The 20,408-nt window shown below is 72.0% G+C and carries 19 protein-coding genes and 1 riboswitch; of the genes, 10 read left to right on the top strand and 9 right to left on the bottom strand.

Annotated elements, in window-relative coordinates:
* Positions 1-119 precede the first annotated feature (119 nt).
* The 5 genes from AB0G17_RS35480 to AB0G17_RS35460 all read right to left on the bottom strand — a co-directional run bounded on the left by AB0G17_RS35480 (position 120) and on the right by AB0G17_RS35460 (position 4,427).
* Entirely contained in the window at positions 120-986 is an 867-nt protein-coding gene (locus AB0G17_RS35480) for a hypothetical protein (protein WP_361391782.1), read from the bottom strand.
* A gap of 68 nt (positions 987-1,054) precedes the next feature.
* Complete coding sequence (metF, locus tag AB0G17_RS35475; protein ID WP_361391779.1) at positions 1,055-1,972, bottom strand: methylenetetrahydrofolate reductase [NAD(P)H]; 918 nt, start codon at positions 1,970-1,972, stop codon at positions 1,055-1,057.
* Positions 1,973-2,068: 96 nt separating this feature from the next.
* Positions 2,069-2,725 (bottom strand): thiamine phosphate synthase, encoded by a 657-nt coding sequence (gene thiE, locus AB0G17_RS35470; RefSeq protein ID WP_361391776.1) that lies wholly within the window; start codon positions 2,723-2,725, stop codon positions 2,069-2,071.
* A gap of 72 nt (positions 2,726-2,797) precedes the next feature.
* Positions 2,798-3,163, bottom strand: coding sequence for an Rv2175c family DNA-binding protein (locus AB0G17_RS35465; protein ID WP_361391773.1), 366 nt, complete (start codon positions 3,161-3,163; stop codon positions 2,798-2,800).
* Positions 3,164-3,206: 43 nt separating this feature from the next.
* Entirely contained in the window at positions 3,207-4,427 is a 1,221-nt protein-coding gene (locus AB0G17_RS35460) for an FAD-dependent oxidoreductase (RefSeq protein ID WP_361391770.1), read from the bottom strand.
* A 63-nt stretch (positions 4,428-4,490) separates the two neighbouring features.
* A riboswitch (TPP riboswitch) is annotated at positions 4,491-4,604 on the top strand.
* On the opposite strand from AB0G17_RS35460, the gene thiO reads away from it, so the two are divergent.
* The 6 genes from thiO (at position 4,602) to AB0G17_RS35430 (ending at position 10,644) form a co-directional block, all read left to right on the top strand.
* Positions 4,602-5,798: a glycine oxidase ThiO gene (gene thiO, locus AB0G17_RS35455; protein ID WP_361391767.1), complete on the top strand. Its 1,197-nt coding sequence runs from the start codon at positions 4,602-4,604 to the stop codon at positions 5,796-5,798. Its footprint overlaps the riboswitch before it by 3 nt.
* A complete protein-coding gene (gene thiS, locus AB0G17_RS35450) occupies positions 5,795-6,037 on the top strand; it encodes a sulfur carrier protein ThiS (protein WP_361391764.1) in 243 nt (80 codons plus the stop codon). Before thiO ends, thiS begins: the two co-directional genes overlap by 4 nt.
* Before the next feature lie 3 nt (positions 6,038-6,040).
* Positions 6,041-6,835 (top strand): thiazole synthase, encoded by a 795-nt coding sequence (locus AB0G17_RS35445; protein WP_361391761.1) that lies wholly within the window; start codon positions 6,041-6,043, stop codon positions 6,833-6,835.
* Positions 6,836-7,078: 243 nt separating this feature from the next.
* Positions 7,079-9,055, top strand: coding sequence for a Stk1 family PASTA domain-containing Ser/Thr kinase (gene pknB / locus AB0G17_RS35440; protein WP_361391758.1), 1,977 nt, complete (start codon positions 7,079-7,081; stop codon positions 9,053-9,055).
* 8 nt (positions 9,056-9,063) lie between these two features.
* A complete protein-coding gene (locus AB0G17_RS35435) occupies positions 9,064-9,915 on the top strand; it encodes a deoxyribonuclease IV (protein WP_361391755.1) in 852 nt (283 codons plus the stop codon).
* A gap of 81 nt (positions 9,916-9,996) precedes the next feature.
* A complete protein-coding gene (locus AB0G17_RS35430) occupies positions 9,997-10,644 on the top strand; it encodes a DUF4396 domain-containing protein (protein ID WP_361391752.1) in 648 nt (215 codons plus the stop codon).
* Between the two features lie 22 nt (positions 10,645-10,666).
* On the opposite strand, the gene AB0G17_RS35425 is transcribed toward AB0G17_RS35430, so the two are convergent.
* Entirely contained in the window at positions 10,667-11,299 is a 633-nt protein-coding gene (locus AB0G17_RS35425) for a sulfite oxidase-like oxidoreductase (RefSeq protein ID WP_361391749.1), read from the bottom strand.
* Positions 11,300-11,453: 154 nt separating this feature from the next.
* Between AB0G17_RS35425 and bfr the strand changes: the two genes are divergently transcribed.
* On the top strand, positions 11,454-11,933 hold the full coding sequence (gene bfr / locus AB0G17_RS35420) for a bacterioferritin (RefSeq protein ID WP_361391746.1): 480 nt from the start codon (positions 11,454-11,456) through the stop codon (positions 11,931-11,933).
* Positions 11,934-11,973: 40 nt separating this feature from the next.
* Here the strand turns inward: bfr and AB0G17_RS35415 are convergent, their stop codons facing one another.
* Positions 11,974-12,222 (bottom strand): (2Fe-2S)-binding protein, encoded by a 249-nt coding sequence (locus AB0G17_RS35415; RefSeq protein ID WP_361391743.1) that lies wholly within the window; start codon positions 12,220-12,222, stop codon positions 11,974-11,976.
* A gap of 159 nt (positions 12,223-12,381) precedes the next feature.
* The gene (locus AB0G17_RS35410) at positions 12,382-13,713 is read right to left on the bottom strand and encodes a class II 3-deoxy-7-phosphoheptulonate synthase (RefSeq protein ID WP_361391740.1); all 1,332 of its coding nucleotides are present in this window, start codon (positions 13,711-13,713) and stop codon (positions 12,382-12,384) included.
* A 159-nt stretch (positions 13,714-13,872) separates the two neighbouring features.
* On the opposite strand from AB0G17_RS35410, the gene AB0G17_RS35405 reads away from it, so the two are divergent.
* The 3 genes from AB0G17_RS35405 (at position 13,873) to AB0G17_RS35395 (ending at position 18,842) form a co-directional block, all read left to right on the top strand.
* Complete coding sequence (locus tag AB0G17_RS35405; RefSeq protein ID WP_361391737.1) at positions 13,873-16,695, top strand: N-acetylmuramoyl-L-alanine amidase; 2,823 nt, start codon at positions 13,873-13,875, stop codon at positions 16,693-16,695.
* Between the two features lie 56 nt (positions 16,696-16,751).
* Positions 16,752-16,859: a trp operon leader peptide gene (locus tag AB0G17_RS35400; protein ID WP_190088739.1), complete on the top strand. Its 108-nt coding sequence runs from the start codon at positions 16,752-16,754 to the stop codon at positions 16,857-16,859.
* Positions 16,860-16,952: 93 nt separating this feature from the next.
* A complete protein-coding gene (locus AB0G17_RS35395) occupies positions 16,953-18,842 on the top strand; it encodes an anthranilate synthase family protein (RefSeq protein ID WP_361391734.1) in 1,890 nt (629 codons plus the stop codon).
* A gap of 441 nt (positions 18,843-19,283) precedes the next feature.
* Here the strand turns inward: AB0G17_RS35395 and AB0G17_RS35390 are convergent, their stop codons facing one another.
* Positions 19,284-20,312: a 6-phosphofructokinase gene (locus AB0G17_RS35390; protein WP_361391731.1), complete on the bottom strand. Its 1,029-nt coding sequence runs from the start codon at positions 20,310-20,312 to the stop codon at positions 19,284-19,286.
* Positions 20,313-20,408: the final 96 nt, after the last annotated feature.

Genomic DNA, 20,408 nt, shown 5'->3' with positions numbered 1-20,408 from the left:
GCCGGGTTCTGGACCGGCACCAGCGGCAGCCCGTGGCTGGCGGACTACCGGGGGCCGGACCACCTCGGCAAGCTCATCGGCGTACTGAGCGGCGCCGCCACTCGATGTCCGACTACCACTCAATAGTGGTACGGCTGCTGCTCGTTGAGGTAACCGGATCCGGTGCCGCCGCCCGTCCCGTTGCCGTACTCGCCGCCGTGCGGGTACGGCGCGTGCTGCTCCTCGCCGTACGGCTGGGACTCGGTGTCGCGCTGCTGCGGCACCCAGACGCCGCCGGGCGGGGTGTCCATGCCGTACTGCTGGGCGTAGGGGTCGGCGTAGGCCTGCTGGGGGGCGGCATAGCTGTCGTAGGTGCCGTAGCCCTGGGTGGTGCCGCTGCCGATGTACGGGTCGGAGTAGGCGGCGTACTGCTGCTGCCCGGTGTCCGTGCCGTAGCCGTACTGGCCCGCGTACGGGTCGGAGTACTGCTGCTGTCCGGCGTCGTACGCGCCGTACTGCTGCTGGGCTCCGGCGTGGGCGGCCTCGCTGTAGACGCCGTACTGGCCGGTGTCGTCGGGCAGCGGCTGCGGCTCGTACACGGACTCGCGCCCGGGGCCCGCGGCGTCGGCTTCGTCCGTCGCGGCGCCCTGCGGGGCCTCGGCGTCGGCCTCGTACTGGAAGTCGGAGACCTGGAGCACCGGGTCCTGGAGCGGGGCCGCCGCGCCCGAGCGGCGACGGCGGCTGGCGCCCGGCCTGCCGCCGACCGCCCAGCCCGTCGAGAAGCCCCGGCGGAAGGAGAGCGTGACGTAGGTCTGGCCGACCGCGAAGGCGAGCGCGCCCAGGATGATCACGAACACCGACGGCAGGAGGACGCCGAGGACCACGCCCATGAAGCCGGTGAAGGCCAGCAGCCGCCAGCGCAGCCGGGCCTTGTACTGCAGGAGCACCTCGCCGAGCAGCCAGAGCGCGACGATGCCGAACGCGATGTAGAGGACCGCCCAGCCCATGTACGCCCCTCTCCCAAGGCCGCCGCCCCCTTGGCGGGACGGCCGGCCAGTACGCCATATGCGACTGATCAGGGCTGCTGGTGCAGCCCCAGATTCTCGTAGATCTCGAGTGTCGCCGTGGAGTTGTTGAGGGTAATGAAGTGCAACCCGGGTACGCCATCGGCGAGCAGCCGCGCGCAGAACTCCGTGGCGAACTCGATGCCAATGGAGCGTACAGCGGCCGGATCGTCCTTGACGGCGAGGATCCGCTCTTTCAGCTCGGGCGGGAACTCGGCGTTGCTGAGCTGGGGCAGCCTCTCCAGCTGCTTCACGCTGGTCACCGGCATGACCTCGGGGATGATCGGGGTCTCGCAGCCCGCCTCGGCCACCTTGTCGCGCAGCCGCAGATAGCTCTCCGGTCTGAAGAACATCTGGGTGATCGCGTAATCCGCGCCGGCCCGGCACTTGTCGACGAAGTGCCGTACGTCGCTGTCCCATTCGCTGGAGCGCGGGTGCATCTCCGGGAAGGCGGCGACGCCGACACAGAAGTCGCCGGACTCCTTGATGAGCCGGACCAGGTCGGCCGCGTAGGTGACGCCCTCGGGGTGCTTGACCCAGTCGCCCATCGGGTCGCCGGGCGGGTCGCCGCGCACGGCGAGGATGTTGCGGATGTCGGCGTCCGCGTACTGCCCGACCATGTTGCGCAGCTCCGCCACCGAGTGGCCGACCGCCGTGAGGTGCGCGACCGGGGTCAGGGTGGAGTCGGCGGCGATCTGCTCGGTGGCCTTGACCGTGCCGGAGCGGGTGGAGCCGCCCGCGCCGTAGGTCACGGAGACGAAGCTCGGAGCCACCGCCTCCACGCGGCGCAGCGCGTTCCAGAGGTTGCGCTCGCCCTTCTCGGTCTTGGGCGCCCAGAACTCGAACGAATACGTCGTCTCACCGGTCGCGAGCATCTCGCGCACGGTGCGCGCGCGATGTGTCCTGGTGGAAGCAGTGCCAAGGGCCATACTCGCAGGTTAGCCAGGCCTTGGCGGTCCCCCAACAAGCGCGGGGTAAATTGTCCATATTGACCGACTCTTGTCCACCCCTCGGACAGAAGGCCTCTAGCAAGCCACCAGGCGTTCACGAACACGCTTCGCCAGGTTCGCCGTCACCTCCGCGGGGTCGTCCGCCTCGGTGATGGCGCGGACCACCACGATCCGCTCGGCGCCCGCGTCCAGGACCTCGTCGAGGTTGGCCGCGTCGATGCCGCCGATGGCGAACCAGGGGCGCCCGGGGCCGAGCGAGGCCGTGTAGCGCACCAGGTCGAGGCCCGGGGCGTGGCGGCCCGGCTTGGTGGGGGTGGGCCAGCAGGGTCCCGTGCAGAAGTAGTCCACGCCCGGTTCGACGGCGGCCGCGAAGGCCTCCGCGTCGGCGTGCGTGGAGCGGCCGATCAGGACCTCGTCGCCCAGGATCGCCCGGGCGGCCGGGACCGGCAGGTCGCCCTGGCCCAGGTGCAGCACGTCGGCGCCCGCGGCGTGGGCCACGTCGGCCCGGTCGTTGACCGCGAGCAGCTTGCCGTGGCGCCGGCAGGCGTCGGCGAGGACGGCCAGGTGCTCCAGCTCCTCGGCGGCCTCCATGCCCTTGTCCCGCAGCTGGACGATGTCCACACCCGAGGACAGCACCGCGTCCAGGAACGCGGACAGATCGCCCTGGCGCCTGCGCGCGTCCGTGCAGAGGTAGAGCCGGGCGTCGGCGAGCCGCTCGCGGGCCGTGGGCATGAAGTCCCCCGTTGTGTCCGGTGCGGGCGCGGACCGGCGTCGCGGTCCGCGCCCCACCTGTAGGCGATCAGGTCAGACGGCGAGCGCCTGGGCGCGGCGCTTCACCTCCGTGCCGCGATTCTCGCTCAGCGCCTGCGCGGGGGTGCCGGGCAGGGTCGGGTCGGGGGTGAAGAGCCACTCCAGCATCTCCTCGTCGGAGTAGCCGTCGTCCCGCAGGAGCGTGAGGGTGCCGCTGAGGCCCTTCACGACCTTGTCGCCGTCGATGAAGGCGGCGGGCACCTGCAGCGTCCGGTTCTCACCGCGGCGTACGGCGATGAGCTGGCCCTCCTTGACCAGCTGCCGCACCCGCGTCACCTCGACATCGAGCATTTCCGCGATGTCGGGAAGGTGGAGCCAGGCGGGGACGAGTGCATCGGTTTTCGCGTCAATCTCGGTCACGGGACAAGCGTGCCATCCCGGACTGACACTCGGTAGCCGGAGCTCAGCCGACTGCCGCCTTGAGGGGGACGGACGGGTCGGCGGCGCGCACCGGATCCAGCCTCGCACCTGCTTCGATGAGCTTGCGGCCCTGCGCCAGATCGCGCGGTCGGCCGACGGCCAGGAGGGCGACGAGCACGCCGTCGCGCAGCCAGCAGACCGACCAGGCGGCGCCCGCCGGGTCGCCACGCCACAACAGCCGGTCGGCGCCGCCGTGGTGGCCCGCGTACTGCACGAACCTGCCGAACTGCTCGGACCAGAAGTACGGCACCGGGTCGTACGGCCGCACCGCCTCGCCCACGATGTCCGCCGCCACCGTGCGCGGCCCCTGCAGCGCGTTGTCCCAGTGGTGGATGAGCAGCCGCTCTCCGTACCTTCCCGAAGGGAAGGAGGCGCAGTCCCCGACGGCGTAGACGTCCGGCAGCGAGGTGCGCAGCCGGTCGTCCGCCGTGACCGCGCCCTCCGCGCCCCGCTCGATGCCGGTGCCCGCCAGCCAGTCCGTGGTGGGCCGGGCGCCGATGCCCACGACGACCGCGTCGGCCGGGAGGCGGCGGCCGTCGGCCAGGACGACGGCTCCCGGCTCGACGGCCGCCACGCGCGCGTGGGTGAGCAGTTCGGCGCCGCTCTCCGCGTACCAGCCGGCCATCGGCTCGGTGACCTCGGCGGGCAGCGCGCCCGCCAGCGGCCGGTCGGCGGCCTCCACGACGGTGACCGCGCAGCCCGCCTCGCGCGCGGCCGTGGCGAACTCGGCCCCGATCCAGCCCGCCCCGACGACCACGACGCGGCGCTGGGCGCTCAGGACCGCGCGCAGCCGCCCGGCGTCCTCCAGGGTGCGCAGCAGATGGACGTCGGGCATGTCCTCGATGCCGGGCAGGGTGATCGGCTCGGCGCCGGAGGCGATGACCAGCGCGTCGTACGGGACGGGCCCGGACGCGGTGTCGATCTCGTGCTCACGCGCGCGTAGGTCCGTGACGGTCTCGCCCAGGCGCAGGTCGACGCCCAGGCCTTCGAAGTCCACCTCGAAGGCCGAGCCCTCGGCCTTGCCGAGCAGCACCGCCTTGGAGAGCGGGGGGCGGTCGTACGGCTGGTGGGGCTCGGCGCCGATGAGGGTGATCCGGCCCGGGAAGCCCTGTTCGCGCAGGGCCACCGCGGTCTGGACCCCGGCCATGCCCGCGCCGACGACCACCACGTGCCGCTGTTCCGAATGCGTCTGGTTTTCGCTCACCCGATCACCTTAGACACCTGACAGTTCGTCAGGAATCTGGTCAGGCGTTAGCCTGACGCACGTACAAGCACTCGCGGGAGCCCGGACGCACCGGGCTGAGAGGGAGGCTGCAGCGGCCTCCGACCGTACGAACCTGATCCGGGTCATGCCGGCGAAGGGAGGGGCTGGACGCCCATGCATTCATCCCGAAACGGGGTAATTCCCCACGGGTCGGACGTACTGGTGGTGGGGGGCGGCATCATCGGCCTCGTCACAGCCTGGCGGGCGGCGCAGCGGGGCTTGCGCACCGCGCTCGCCGACCCCGAACCCGGCGGCGGCGCCGCCCAGGTCGCGGCGGGCATGCTCGCCGCCGTCACCGAACTCCACTACGGCGAGGAGACCCTCCTCGGCCTCAACCTGGCCTCCGCCCGGCGCTACCCGGACTTCGTGGCCGAGCTGGAGCAGGCGAGCGGCCTCGGCACCGGCTACCGCGCCTGCGGCACGCTGGCGGTCGCCCTGGACGCCGACGACCGCGCCCATCTGCGCGACCTGCACGCCCTCCAGCAGCGCTCGGGGCTCGACTCCCAGTGGCTCACCGGGCGCGAGTGCCGCCGCCTGGAGCCGATGCTGGCACCCGGGGTGCGCGGCGGTCTGCGGGTCGACGGCGACCACCAGATCGACCCGCGCCGCCTCACCAGAGCCCTGCTGACGGCGTGCGAGCGGGCCGGGGTGGTCTTCCACCGCGGCTGGGCCGAGCGGCTCTCGGTGGTGCGCGAGCGGGCCACCGGGGCCGTCCTGGCCGACGGCACCGAGCTCACCGCCGACCAGGTCGTCCTCGCGGGCGGCAGCCTCAGCGGCTGGCTCGCCGGGGTCCCGGACGAGCTGCGGCCGCCGGTGCGCCCGGTCAAGGGCCAGGTGCTGCGGCTGACCGTGCCGCCCGCGTACGCGCCGTTCCTGTCCCGCACCGTCCGCGCGGTGGTCCGCGGCAGCCACGTCTACCTGGTGCCGCGCGCGGACGGCGAACTCGTCGTCGGCGCCACCAGCGAGGAACTGGGCTGGGACACCACGGTCACCGCGGGCGGCGTCTACGAGCTGCTGCGCGACGCGCACGAACTGGTGCCCGGCATCACCGAACTGCCGCTGACCGAGACCCGCGCCGGGCTGCGCCCCGGCTCCCCCGACAACGCACCGCTGCTCGGCCCGACCGCCCTGCCCGGCCTGCACCTGGCCACCGGCCACTACCGCAACGGGGTGCTGCTCACCCCCGTCACCGGCGACGCGCTGGCGCACGCGCTGGCCACCGGCGAACTGCCCGACGAGGCGCGCCCCTTCACCCCCCGCCGCTTCACCTCCGCCCCGGCGGAGTCCGTACCGCAGGAGCTGACCGTATGACCGTCTCCCCTGACCGTATGACCGTCTCCTCGACGACCGTCTCCGTCCACGTCAACGGGGAGGCGCGCGACCTCGCCCCCGGCACCACCCTCGACGTCCTCGTCGCCACTCTGGCGCCCGCGCCCGCCGGGGTCGCCGCCGCCGTCAACGAGACGGTGGTCCCGCGCGGCCAGTGGGCCGCGACCACGCTCGGCGCGGGCGACCGCGTCGAGGTCCTGACCGCCGTCCAGGGGGGCTGAACCATGGCCGACGACCTGTTCACCCTCGGCGGTACGACCTTCACCTCGCGGCTGATCATGGGCACCGGCGGGGCGCCGAGCCTCGACGTCCTGGAGCGCTCGCTCGCCGCCTCCGGCACCGAGCTCACGACCGTCGCGATGCGCCGCCTCGACCCGACCGTGCAGGGCTCGGTCCTGTCCGTCCTGGAGAAGCTGAACATCAGCGTGCTGCCGAACACGGCGGGCTGCTTCACCGCCGGGGAGGCCGTGCTGACCGCCCGCCTCGCGCGCGAGGCGCTCGGCACGGACTGGGTCAAGCTGGAGGTGGTCGCCGACGAGCGGACCCTGCTGCCCGACCCCGTCGAGCTCCTGGACGCGGCGGAGGTGCTGGTCGACGACGGTTTCACGGTGCTGCCGTACACCAACGACGACCCGGTGCTCGCCCGGAAGCTGGAGGACGTGGGGTGCGCGGCGATCATGCCGCTCGGCTCCCCCATCGGCTCCGGGCTCGGCATCCGCAACCCGCACAACTTCGAGCTGATCGTGGATCGGGTCACCGTCCCGGTCATCCTCGACGCCGGCGCGGGCACCGCCTCCGACGCGGCGCTCGCGATGGAGCTGGGGTGCTCGGCGGTGATGCTCGCGTCGGCCGTCACGCGCGCGCAGGAGCCGGCCCTGATGGCGGAGGCGATGCGGTACGCGGTGGAGGCGGGCCGCCTGGCGTACCGGGCGGGCCGCATCCCCCGCCGCCACTTCGCCCAGGCGTCCTCCCCCGTGGAGGGCCGCGCCGCACTGGACCCGGAGCGCCCGGCCTTCTGAGCGCGCACTTGCGGGGCAGCGGGGCTGGTCGCGCCCACGCGGCGGAGCCGCACATGTCACAGCCCCGCGCCCCTACGGGGTCAGGGGCGCGGGGAACTGCGCGACAAGCCCCCACCGGCCCGCAGCCGAAAAGCGACCAAGACCGGGCCCACGCCACCGCGTCCGTCACAGCTCGGCTTCAGTCCCGCCCCGGGATCACCCGGGGCGGGAGGGCTGTCGGTGACCGCTCGTAGACTCTCCTGCGTGGATACGACCCTTCAGGACCCCCTCGTCGGGCAGGTGCTCGACGGCCGCTACCGCGTCGAGGCGCGCATCGCCGTCGGCGGTATGGCCACGGTCTACCGGGCCGTCGACACCCGCCTCGACCGGGTGCTCGCCCTCAAGGTGATGCACCCGGCGCTCGCCGCCGACGGCTCGTTCGTGGAGCGGTTCATCCGCGAAGCCAAGTCCGTCGCCCGGCTCGCCCACCCCAATGTGGTCGGCGTGTTCGACCAGGGCACCGACGGCGGGTACGTCTACCTGGCGATGGAGTACGTGGCGGGCTGCACCCTGCGCGACGTGCTGCGCGAGCGCGGCGCCCTCCAGCCCCGGGCCGCGCTCGACATCCTGGAGCCGGTCCTGGCCGCCCTCGGCGCGGCGCACCGCGCCGGTTTCGTCCACCGGGACATGAAGCCGGAGAACGTGCTGATAGGGGACGACGGCCGGGTCAAGGTCGCCGACTTCGGCCTGGTCCGGGCGGTGGACGCGGTCACCAGCACCACTGGCAGCGTCCTCGGCACCGTCTCGTACCTCGCCCCCGAGCAGATCGAGCAGGGCACCGCCGACACCCGCGCGGACGTCTACGCGTGCGGTGTGGTGCTCTACGAGATGCTGACCGGCGCCAAGCCGCACTCGGGGGAGAACGCCGCCCAGATCCTCTACGCCCACCTCCACGAGGGCGTGCCCGCGCCCTCCGCCGCCGTGCCCGGCCTCGCCGTCGAGCTGGACGAGCTGGTGGCCTCGGCCACCGCCCGTACCCCCGACGCCCGGCCGTACGACGCGGTGGGCCTGCTCGCGCAGACCCGCGAGGCCCGTGCCGCGCTCAGCGACGAACAGCTGGACGCGGTGCCCCCCCAGGCCACGCCCGCGGCCGGGACCTCCGGCTCCGAGGACCGTACGAGCGTCATACCGCGCGCGGTGGCGACGCCGCCCCGGGGCGCCGTGCCCACGGCGGCCGCCGCCCCGCTCCCGGCCGAGCAGGACCCGGTCAACCGCACCAGCCGGCTCACCCTGCCGCCGCCCGCGCCGGCCCCGGCACGCGCGCGTGCCGGACGGCCCCGCCTCGTCCTGAACGGGCGGCGCGGCCTGATCGCCGTCGTCGCGGCCGTCCTGCTGGTGCTGGGGGTCGGCGCCGGGGTCTGGTACATCAACTCCGGCCAGTTCACGCACGTCCCCGCCGTCATCGGGCAGAGCGAGAGCGCCGCCAAGAAGCGGCTCACGGACGCGGGCCTGTCGGTGAAGAAGGTCGAGCGACGCTACAGCGACACCGTCAAGCGCGGCACCGTGATCCAGACGGACCCGGAGACGGGCGCGCGCGTGCGCGGCAACGCCTCGGTGACCGTCGTGGTCTCCAGCGGCCCGGAGATGGTCAAGGTCCCGGACGTGGGCGGCAAGCCGCTGGACGACGCCAAGAAGGCGCTGGCCGATGCCGGGCTGACGCCGGGCGCGGTCACCGAGGAGTTCAACGAGGACACCGACCAGGGCTCGGTCATCAGCACCGACCCGGCCGCGGGCGCCCCGCGCCGCGCGGACACCGCGGTCGCCCTCGTCGTCAGCAAGGGCGCCCCGGTCGAGGTCCCCGGGGTCGTCGGGGACTCGGTGGAGGACGCCACCTCGGCCCTGAAGGACGAGGGCCTGGAGGTGCAGATCGCGTCTGAGCAGGTCAACTCGCCGCAGGAGGCGGGCAGCATCGCCGCCCAGTCCGCGGCCGAGGGCTCGCGCCTCGCCAAGGGCGACACGGTCACGCTCACCGTCTCCAAGGGCCCGCGGATGATCACCGTGCCCAAGGTGACCGGCGAGAAGGCCGACGACGCCCAGAAGGACCTGGAGAAGGCCGGTTTCAAGGTCAAGGTCGATCACGGTTTCCCGTTCCTCAGCGACGAGATCGCCAGCCAGTCCGTGAAGGCCGGCGACCAGGCGCCGGAAGGCTCCACCATCACCATCAAGACCAAGGGACTCTGATCCACCCCATGCGCAACCCCATCGGCGGCCACGTCCCCGTGGCCGGCGGCCTCGCCACGACCGGCCTCGCCTACGCGCGCGACATCGGCGCCGAGACCGTGCAGGTCTTCGTCGCCAACCCGCGCGGCTGGGCGACGCCCACCGGCAACCCGGCCCAGGACGAGAAGTTCCGCGCGGAGTGCGCCGCCGGGGGCGTCTCCGCGTACGTCCACGCCCCGTATCTGATCAACTTCGGCTCGCACACCGAGGCGACCGCCGAGCGGTCGGTCCAGTCGCTGCGGCACTCGCTGCGCCGGGGCCGCGAGATCGGCGCGCTCGGCGTGGTCGTGCACACCGGCTCCGCGACCGGCGGCAGGCCGCGCGCCGAGGCGCTGGCGCAGGTACGGGAGCGGCTGCTGCCGCTCCTGGACGAGCTGACGCGCGACGACGACCCGTTCCTGCTGCTGGAGTCGACGGCCGGGCAGGGGGCCTCGCTGTGCTCGCGGACCTGGGACTTCGGCCCGTACTTCGAGGCGCTGGACGCCCACCCCAGGCTCGGCGTCTGCCTGGACACCTGCCACATCCACGCGGCCGGGCACGACCTGGCCGGGCCCGGCGGGGCGAAGCAGACCCTGGACCTGCTGGTGGAGACCGTCGGCGAGGGGCGGCTGAAGCTCATCCACGCCAACGACTCCAAGGAGGGCGTGGGCTCGCACCTGGACCGGCACATGAACATCGGCGCCGGTCACATAGGCGCTGAACCGTTCCGCGAGCTGCTCGCGCACCCGGCGACCGACGGCGTACCGCTGATCATCGAGACGCCCGGCGGGAAGGAAGGACAGGCGGCGGACATCGCGCTGCTGAAGTCGCTGCGCAGCTGATCTTCCCTCTTGAGGAATACCCCTAGGGGGTATACCGTTCTTGTCATCGACAGGAACGGTCATCCGGCGTTGGGGGAGATCATGCAGCACGAGGCGCACACGCACACCGAGCACGGCCACCACGAGCACGGCGCGCACGAAGGGCACGGCCAGCACGAGAGCTACGGCCAGCACGCGGAGCACGGCGGCCACCACGAGCACGCCGACCACGCCGGTCACCACGAGCACCAGCAGCACCAGCAGCACGGTGACGCGCACGCGCACCACGCCCACCACGCCCCCGGCGGCGGCAAGGTCAGCTGGTCCATGGCCGCCCAGGCCACCCTGCACTGCCTCACCGGGTGCGCCATCGGCGAAGTGCTCGGGATGATCGTGGGCACCGCGTTCGGCTGGGGCAACATGCCGACGATGGTGCTGGCCATCGTCCTGGCCTTCTTCTTCGGCTACTCGCTCACCCTGCGCGGCATCACCCGGGCCGGCGTCGACTTCCGTACCGCCTTCAAGGTCGCGCTCGCCGCGGACACCCTCTCCATCGCCGTCATGGAACTGATCGACAACGGAGTGATCGCGCTCTGGCCGGCCGCCATGGACGCGACGCTCGCGCAGGCGCTGTTCTGGGGCTCGCTCGCGGTCTCGCTCGCGCTCGCCTTCGTGATCACCACGCCGGTCAACAAGTGGATGATCGGCCGCGGCAAGGGCCACGCGGTGGTCCACCAGTACCACCACTGACGCAGCCGCAGGGCGCCAGGACTCAGAGCTCGGGGCCGTCCCCGGGCTCTTCCTGGTACGAGTAGCGCTGCTCCCGCCAGGGGTCACCGACGTTGTGGTAGCCCCGCTCCTCCCAGAAGCCCCGCCGGTCCGCCGTCATGTACTCGATGCCGCGGACCCACTTCGGGCCCTTCCAGGCGTACAGATGCGGGACGACCAGCCGTACCGGGAAGCCGTGCTCGGCGGTGAGGAGCTCACCGCCCTTGTGGGTGGCGAAGACCGTGCGGTCCGAGAGGAAGTCGGAGAGGCGCAGGTTGGAGCTGAAGCCGTACTCGGCCCAGACCATCACGTGCGTGACGTCCGGCGCGGGCGGCGCGAGCTCGGCGACCGTACGCGCGAGGACTCCGCCCCATTCGGCCCCCAGCATCGAGAACTTCGTGACACAGTGAAGATCCGCGACGACGGTGGCGAAGGGCAGGGCGGTGAACTCCTCGTGGTTCCAGCAGTGCTTGTCGCCGTCGGCGGTCGCCCCGAAGACGCGGAACTCCCACCGCTCGGGCTTGAACCTGGGGACCGGGCCGTAGTGGGTGACCGGCCAGCCACGCTGGAGCCGCTGCCCGGGGGGAAGCTCCGACTGCGCTGCTTCCCGTTGCTCCGGGCGTTCCGGCTGACCCATGACTCCATGGTGACAGACGGCGAGGGGTGGTCATGACCAGGAGCGTCCCGATTCGGGCAACTCCTACTAAGCATGCACTTACTGGACGCTCCCAGCGCGCGGTGCGAGGATGCGCGCGAATCTGCCCCTCACCCGTGTGGAAGGAGCCTCTGCGATGCAGGGCGACCCCGAGGTCATCGAGTTCCTGAACGAGCAGCTGACCGCCGAGCTGACCGCGATCAACCAGTACTTCCTGCACGCGAAGATGCAGGAGAACTTCGGCTGGACGAAGCTCGCCAAGTACACGCGTCACGAGTCGTTCGACGAGATGAAGCACGCGGAGGTACTGACCGACCGGATCCTGTTCCTGGACGGGCTGCCCAACTACCAGCGGCTCTTCCACGTCCGGATCGGGCAGACGGTCACCGAGATGTTCGAGGCGGACCGGCAGGTGGAGGTCGAGGCGATCGACCGCCTCAAGCGCGGCATCGAGGTCATGCGAGCCAAGGGCGACATCACCTCGGCGAACATCTTCGAGTCGATCCTGGCCGACGAGGAGCACCACATCGACTACCTCGACACCCAGCTCGAACTGGTCGAGAAGCTCGGCGAGGCGCTGTACATCGCGCAGCTCATCGAGCAGCCGGAGGGCTAGGGCTCGCCCGGTGGATCTGGCCTATCCGGCGAATCTGGCCCTAGGCGGCCTCGGCGAGCTCCTGGTCGCTGGCGAGCACCGCGCTGACCTCGCCCTTCTCCAGCAGTTCCCGGCGAGGGCAGGCGCCACGGCCGAGGAGGCCCTGGATGGTGCGCACACACGATCCGCAGTCCGTGCCGGCCTTGGTGGCCGAGGCGATCTGGCGCGGGGTGCAGGCGCCGGCGGCCGCGTGCTGCTCGACCTGCTTGTCGGTGATGCCGAAGCAAGAGCAGACGTACACGCGGGTCACCTCCCTGGCAGGACGGTCGGGCGAGCCATCCCCTATTCGGTGAGGCTTACCTAACCGTACCCAAAGTCGGGGAGGACGAAAAGCCCCGGATACGCCGGTGGGGCGCGGATCACAGATCCACGCCCCACCGCTCGTACGAAGCTACCTACTGATCACCGCTCACTGGTCGCGGTACATCTCGGCGACCAGGAAGGCCAGGTCCAGGGACTGGCTGCGGTTGAGGCGGGGGTCGCAGGCCGTCTCGTAGCGCTGGTGCAGGTCGTCGACGAAGATCTCGTCGCCGCCGCCCACGCACTCGGTGACGTCGTCACCGGTGAGCTCGACGTGGATGCCGCCCGGGTGGGTGCCCAGGCCCTTGTGGACCTCGAAGAAGCCCTTGACCTCGTCGAGCACGTCGTCGAAGCGGCGCGTCTTGTGGCCGGAGGCCGCCTCGAAGGTGTTGCCGTGCATCGGGTCGGTGACCCAGGCGACGACCGCGCCGGAGGCGGTGACCTTCTCGACCAGCTCGGGCAGCTTGTCGCGGACCTTGTCGGCGCCCATGCGGACGATGAAGGTCAGCCGGCCCGGCTCGCGGTCCGGGTCGAGCCGGTCCACGTAGGTGAGCGCCTCGTCGACCGAGGTCGTGGGGCCGAGCTTGATCCCGATCGGGTTGCTGATCCGGGAGGCGAACTCGATGTGCGCGTGGTCGAGCTGGCGGGTGCGCTCGCCGACCCAGACCATGTGGCCGGAGGTGTCGTAGAGCTTGCCGGTGCGCGAGTCGACCCGGGTCAGCGCCGACTCGTAGTCGAGCAGCAGCGCCTCGTGCGAGGCGTAGAACTCGACGGCCTTGAACTCGGCCGGGTCGGTGCCGCACGCCTTCATGAAGTTCAGCGCGTTGTCGATCTCACGGGCCAGCTGCTCGTAGCGCTGGCCGGACGGGGACTGCTTGACGAAGTCCTGGTTCCAGGCGTGCACCTGGCGCAGATCGGCGTAGCCGCCGGTGGTGAAGGCGCGGACCAGGTTGAGCGTGGAGGCGGACGCGTGGTACATCCGCTTCAGACGCTCGGGGTCCGGGATGCGGGCGGCCTCGGTGAAGTCGAAGCCGTTGACCGAGTCACCGCGGTAGGTCGGCAGGGTCACGCCGTCGCGGGTCTCGGTGCCCTTGGAGCGCGGCTTCGAGTACTGCCCGGCGATCCGGCCGACCTTGACGACGGGCACGGACGCCGCGTACGTCAGCACGGCGCTCATCTGGAGGAGCGTCTTGAGCTTGGCTCGGATGTGATCGGCCGAGACGGCGTCGAACGCCTCGGCGCAGTCGCCGCCCTGGAGCAGGAACGCCTCGCCCTTGGCGACGGCCCCCATCCGGGCGCGCAGCTGGTCGCACTCGCCCGCGAAGACGAGCGGCGGATACGACTCGAGGTCCGCGATCACATCGCGCAGAGCCTCGGCATCGGGGTACTCGGGCTGCTGCGCCGCGGGAAGGTCACGCCAGGTGTTTACGTTCACGGTCACCCCCACAACCTTACGGGGTCCGCCAAGCCGTCCACCCGCCTGCCCACCTGGTGAGACACGCGGACGACCGCCCGGTGACCGGACCCGATCGCCCGCCTGCTAGCCTCTGCGCGTTTCGGAACTGGTCCAGAAATCAACAGAGCGATGCAGGGGTGGGCGTTGAAGCGGAGTCACCGCAGAGACCGCAAGAAGAAGCTGATCGCTTACGGGGTGGGGACGGCGGTCGTCGCGACCGCGGCCATCGGTACGCTCGCGGTGGCCTCACCGGACCCCGCGACCGCGAACGGCAAGCCGTCCGCGCCGGGCGCCGCGCTCCAGGCCCGGTTCGCCGACGCCGCGCGCGAGTTCCACGTCCCGCAGAGCGTGCTGATGGCCGTCTCGTACCGGCAGACGCTGTGGGAGAGCCACGACGGGCAGCCGTCGACGACCGGCGCGTACAACGTCATGGGCCTGACCCGGGTGACGGCGGACGACGTCGAGCAGCCGACGGACGCCGAGCGCCTGTCGCACCTCAACATGAGCGGCGACCCGACGGTCATGAAGCACTTCGACGCCAAGCGCGCCCTGAAGCGGGCGCCCAAGGCCGTCGACACGAGCGACCCCCGGCTGCACACGCTGGACGAGGCCGCCAAGCTGATCGACAAGCCGGTGGACGAGGTCCGCGAGGACGAGAACCAGTCGGTCCGCGCGGGTGCGGCGCTGCTGGCGAAGTACCAGAAGGACGCGACGGGCTCGCTGCCCGAGGACGCGGGCAAGTGGTACGCGGCCGTCGCCCGCTACAGCCAGGCGCCGGACACCAAGGGCGCGTCGCTCTTCGCGAAGCGGGTGTACGAGTCGATCCGCACGGGCGAGGCCCGCGTCACCGCGGACGGCCAGCAGCTGGCGCTGCCGGGCGACCCGTCGGTGAAGCCGGTCAAGCCGGCGACGATGTCGCTGGCGGCGTTCGAGGCGACGACGCAGACGCCGGAGTGCCCGGCGGGGCTGAACTGCGACTTCCGGCCTGCCGCGTACAAGCAGAACAGCTCCACGCCGGACGACTTCGGCAACTACAACGAGTCGAACCGCCCCTCGAACGGCGAGGACATCCGCTACCTCGTCATCCACGACACCGAGGGCGGCTACGACGGGTCGCTGAAGACCTTCCAGGACCCCACGTCGTACGCCAGCGCGCACTACATGGTCCGCGCCTCCGACGGTCTGGTCACCCAGCTCGTGGCGACCAAGGACGAGGCCTGGCACGCGGCCAACAAGACGATGAACATGCACTCGATCGGCATCGAGCACGAGGGCTATGCCATCAAGGACAACGCCACGTGGTACACCGAGCCTCAGTACGAGTCCTCGGCCGCGCTGGTGAAGTACCTGGCGAATCGTTTCTCGATCCCGCTCGACCGTGAGCACATCGTCGGCCACGACGAGGTGCCGGGTGTGCTGGACACGAACGTGAAGTCCCAGCACTGGGACCCGGGCCCGTACTGGGACTGGAACCACTACATGAACCTGGTCGGCGCGCCCAGCGGCGACCAGGGAGCGGGCGGCCCGGTCAAGGCCGGCCAGCTGGTCCGGGTGGTCCCGCCGTTCACCACGGCCAACCAGCCCACCGTCACGTACGGCGGCGCCACGTACTCGCGGCCGGCGAACTTCGGCTACCTGTACACCTCGCCGTCCACCAGCGGTACGCCGCTCAGCGACCCGTACCTCGGCACCCAGACGGCGAGCGAGGGCCCGAACTGGGGCAACAAGGTCGTCGCCGGCGGCCAGTACGTCGTCGCCGAGGCGCAGACCGACTGGACCGCCATCTGGTACGGCGGCCAGAAGGCCTGGTTCTACAACCCCGGCGGCACCTTCACCGCGCCCGTCGGCAAGACCGGCCAGCCGGTGCTGAAGCCGAAGGCGGGCGCCGCGTCCATTCCGGTGTACGGGCGTGCCTACCCGGAGGACTCGGCGTACACGGGGACCAACGTCCCGGTGCAGGCCAACAACTCGGCGTCGCTGACCAAGTACTCCATCCCGGCCGGTCAGGCCTACACCCAGGCGGGCCCGGCGCAGCTCGGCGACTACTGGTTCGCCGGTACGTTCGCGGGCACCGCGACCGGTGACCGCACCCTGGTCCAGGGCAAGACCAACTCGTTCTACCCGATCCGGTACAACCACCGCCTCGCGTGGGTGAAGGCGACCGACGTCGAGCAGGCCACCAGTGCCGCGCCCGACACCGGCACCACCCGCTACAACCTGCTCGGCCGGGACTCCTCCGGCGTGCTGTGGCAGTACCAGGGCACGGGCAGCGCCTCGACGCCGTTCTACGGGCGGTACAAGGTCGGCGGCGGCTGGCAGGGGTACAACACCGTCTCCGCGATGACCGCGCTGCGCGCGGACGGCACCGGAGACATGGTGGCCCGCGACGGCACCGGCACGCTCTGGTACTACCAGGGCAGCGGCAACCCGAACGCGCCGTTCAAGAGCCGCCTCAAGGTCGGCGGCGGCTGGCAGACGTACAACTTCCTGACCGGGGCCCGCGACCTGAACGGTGACGGGAAGGCCGATCTGATCGCCCGCGACGGCACCGGCGTGCTCTGGTACTACCAGGGCACCGGCACCCCGGCGGCGCCGTTCGCCGCGCGGGTCAAGATAGGCGGCGGCTGGCAGGGCTACAACGCCATGGTCTCCACCGGCGACCTCAACCGCGACGGCAAGGCCGACCTGGTCGCCCGGGACGGCTCCGGCGTGCTGTGGTTCTACAAGGGCACCGGCACGCCGACCGCCCCGTACGCCCCCCGCGTCCAGGTCGGCGGCGGCGGGCAGGGCTACAACGCCCTGCTCGGCCCGAGCGACCTGAACGGCGACGGGATCCCGGACCTGGTGGCCCGGGACGGGTCGGGCGGGCTCTGGTACTACAAGGGCACGGGCAGCGCGACCGGCGCGCCGTTCGCCACGCGCGTCCAGGTGGGCGGCGGCTGGCAGATGTTCAACCTGCTGGTCTGAAGCCTGCTGGTCTGAGCAGAATCGGTTCGTCGGTGAGGGCCCGCTCCATCCACTGGATGGGGCGGGCCCTTCGCGCATCCGGCGCATCTTCGGCTAGGGTGCGGGGCATGTTCGCGCACTCGAACCAGAACTGGTGGTGGACCGCTCATCCGGCGGCCCACTGATCGCGCGTACTCCAGACCACGCGAAGGCCGCCCCGAGGGGCGGCCTTCTCTGTTTCCCGCGGCCGTTCCTCCCCCTCCCGGAAGGAACACTCCATGCTGCTGGAAAGACTCCTCGACGCCGACTGCCCGCCCTTCGCCCTGATCCGCCGCCGCACCCCCGGCCGCGACCACGACGTGGTCGAGCTGCTGATCGGCGGCGTACGGGAGGTGGAGCGGCTCGCCGACATCCCGTGCGGGGACCGGCCCTCGCTAGCCCTGGTCCCGTTCCGGCAGATCCGCGAGCGCGGCTTCGACGTACGGGACGACGGCACCCCCCTGGCCGTCCTGGAGGCCGACGAGACGTACGAACTGCCGCTGGACGAGGTCCTGGAGGCGTTGCCCCGGCACGAGGTGCGGGTCGGGGGCGGGGGCTTCGACGTCGGGGACGAGGAGTACGCCGGGATCGTACGGCGGGTGATCGAGGACGAGATCGGGCAGGGCGAGGGCGCGAACTTCGTGATCCGGCGCACCTACACGGGCGAGATCCCGGGCTTCGGCCGGGCGGACGCGCTGGCGCTGTTCCGGCGGCTGCTGGCGGGCGAGCGGGGGGCCTACTGGACGTTCGTCGTCCACACCGGTGAGCGCACGCTGGTGGGGGCGAGCCCGGAGGTGCATGTGCGGATGTCGGGCGGGACGGTGGTGATGAACCCGATCAGCGGGACGTACCGCTACCCGGCGACCGGCCCGACGGCGGAGGACCTGCTCGCCTTCCTCTCCGACGAGAAGGAGATCGACGAGCTCTCCATGGTCGTCGACGAGGAGCTCAAGATGATGTGCACGGTGGGCGACCGGGGCGGGGTGGTGGTCGGGCCCCGGCTGAAGGAGATGGCCCATCTCGCGCACACCGAGTACGAGCTGCGCGGCCGCAGCTCGCTGGACGCGCGCGAGGTGCTGCGCGAGACGATGTTCGCGGCGACGGTGACGGGGTCGCCGGTGCAGAACGCGTGCCGGGTGATCGAGCGGTACGAGGTGGGCGGGCGCGGCTACTACGCGGGCGCGCTCGCCCTGCTGGGCCGCGACGCGAACGGCGGCCAGACGCTGGATTCGCCCATCCTGATCCGTACGGCCGACATCGCGCCGGACGGGCGGGTGCGGGTGCCGGTCGGGGCGACGCTGGTGCGCCACTCCGATCCGGCGGGCGAGGTGGCGGAGACGCACGCGAAGGCGGCCGGGGTGCTGGCGGCGCTGGGCGCGCGCCCGGGCCGGCCGGCTCCCCCGCGCCCCCTCGTCCTGGGCGACGACCCCCGGGTACGGGCGGCGCTGGACGCGCGGCGGGCGGACCTGGCGCCGTTCTGGCTGCGGATGCAGGAGCGGGCGGTGGCGGCGTCGGGCGAGGCGCTGGTGGTGGACGGCGAGGACACGTTCACGGCGATGCTGGCGCATCTGCTGCGGTCGTCGGGGCTTGGGGTGTCGGTGGTGCGGTACGACGCGACGGGGCTGCGGGAGCGGGTGCTCGGTCATCGGGGTCCGGTGATCCTGGGCCCCGGCCCCGGGGATCCCTCGGACGGGTCCGATGTGAAGATGCGCGTCCTGCGCCCCCTGGCGGCGGAGCTGCTGCGCTCGCACCGGCACGGGGTGCTCGGGGTGTGCCTGGGGCACGAGCTGATCGCGGCGGAGCTGGGGCTGCCGATCGTACGCAAGCGGGTGCCGCACCAGGGGGCGCAGCTGCGGATCGACCTCTTCGGCCGCGAGGAGCGGGTCGGGTTCTACAACAGCTTCACGGCGCGGTGCGGGGAGGGGGAGGCGGTGGCGCTGGCCGGGCGGGGGGTGGAGGTCAGCCGGGACGTGGTGACGGGGGAGGTGCACGCCGTGCGGGGGCCCGGGTTCGCGGGGGTGCAGTTTCATCCGGAGTCGGTGTTGACGGTGCGGGGGGTGGGGGTGGTGGGGGAACTGGTACGGGGGGTGGTGTCCGGGTGTGAGTCCCCCACCCCGCCCCTTCCCTAGACCCTCCGGGGGTGGGGGTGGGTGGCTCCCCGGGGGCCGCCAGGCCCCCGGCCCCCGAGCGGGGCTGCGCCCCGGGCCCCCTCGTTCGACTGCGGGTCGGTGGGGGCTGGTCGCGCAGTTCCCCGCGCCCCTGAGGCCCGGGCCTGCGGCCCCCCGGGCCCCGTTCGTCTGCGGGTCGGTGGGGGTTGGTCGCGCCGTTCCCCGCGCCCCTGAAAAGCCCGCGCCTGCGGCCCCCCGGGCCCCGTTCGTCTGCGGGTCGGTGGGGGCTGGTCGCGCAGTTCCCCGCGCCCCTGAGGCCCGGGCCTGCGGCCCCCCGGGCCCCGTTCGTCTGCGAGTCGGTGGGGGTTGGTCGCGCCGTTCCCCGCGCCCCTGAAAAGCCCGGGCCTCCGGCCCCCGGGCCCCGTTCGTCTGGGGGGCCCGGGGGCCGGGTGGTGGTGGGGCTCAGCCGAAGAAGACTTCCGCCTCCGCGTACAACGCCGGATCCACCGTCTTCAGCCGCGCCGTCGCCTCCGCGATCGGCACCCGGACGATGTCCGTGCCCCGCAGCGCCACCATCTTGCCGAAGTCGCCGTCCCGTACCGCCTCGATCGCGTGCAGCCCGAAGCGCGTCGCCAGCCAGCGGTCGAAGGCGCTGGGGGTGCCGCCGCGCTGGACGTGGCCCAGGACCGTCGTCCTGGCCTCCTTGCCCGTGCGCTTCTCGATCTCCTTGGCCAGCCACTCCCCGACACCCGAGAGGCGGACGTGCCCGAAGGAGTCGAGCGTCTGGTCCTTGAGGACCAGGTCGCCGTCCTTGGGCATCGCGCCCTCCGCCACCACCACGATCGGCGCGTACGACGCCTTGAAGCGGGAGGTGATCCAGCCGCAGACCTGGTCCACGTCGAAGCGCTGCTCGGGGATGAGGATGACGTTGGCGCCGCCCGCCAGGCCCGAGTGGAGCGCGATCCAGCCCGCGTGGCGGCCCATGACCTCGACGACCAGGACCCGCATGTGCGACTCGGCCGTGGTGTGGAGGCGGTCGATGGCCTCCGTCGCGATGCCGACGGCCGTGTCGAAGCCGAAGGTGTAGTCCGTCGCGGAGAGGTCGTTGTCGATGGTCTTCGGTACGCCGACGCACTTCACGCCGTACTCGTCGCTGAGCCGGGCCGCCACGCCCAGGGTGTCCTCGCCGCCGATCGCGATCATCGCGTCGATCTCGTGCTTGGCCAGGTTCTCCTTGATGCGGCGCACCCCGTCCTCGGCCTTCAGCGGGTTGGTGCGCGAGGAGCCGAGGATGGTGCCGCCGCGCGGCAGGATGCCGCGCACGGTCGGGATGTCCAGCTTGACGGCGTCGCCCTCCAGCGGGCCGCGCCAGCCGTCCTTGAACCCGGTGAAGTCAAAGCCGTACTCCTGCACGCCCTTGCGGACGACGCCCCGGATGACGGCGTTGAGCCCGGGGCAGTCACCGCCTCCGGTCAGTACTCCGACCCGCATGGAATTGTCCCTTCGCCGTGACGGACACATGGAGGCCCTTGAGGCCCCTACGGGTCACGCTAAGGGTGACGCACGTCACCCCGGGATGGGGCGAAA

The sequence above is a fragment of the Streptomyces sp. NPDC023838 genome, from assembly GCF_040639555.1.
Lineage (GTDB): Bacteria > Actinomycetota > Actinomycetes > Streptomycetales > Streptomycetaceae > Streptomyces.
The sequence above is the reverse complement of the archived record's forward strand: the minus strand, read 5'-3'. Positions and strand labels throughout refer to the sequence as shown.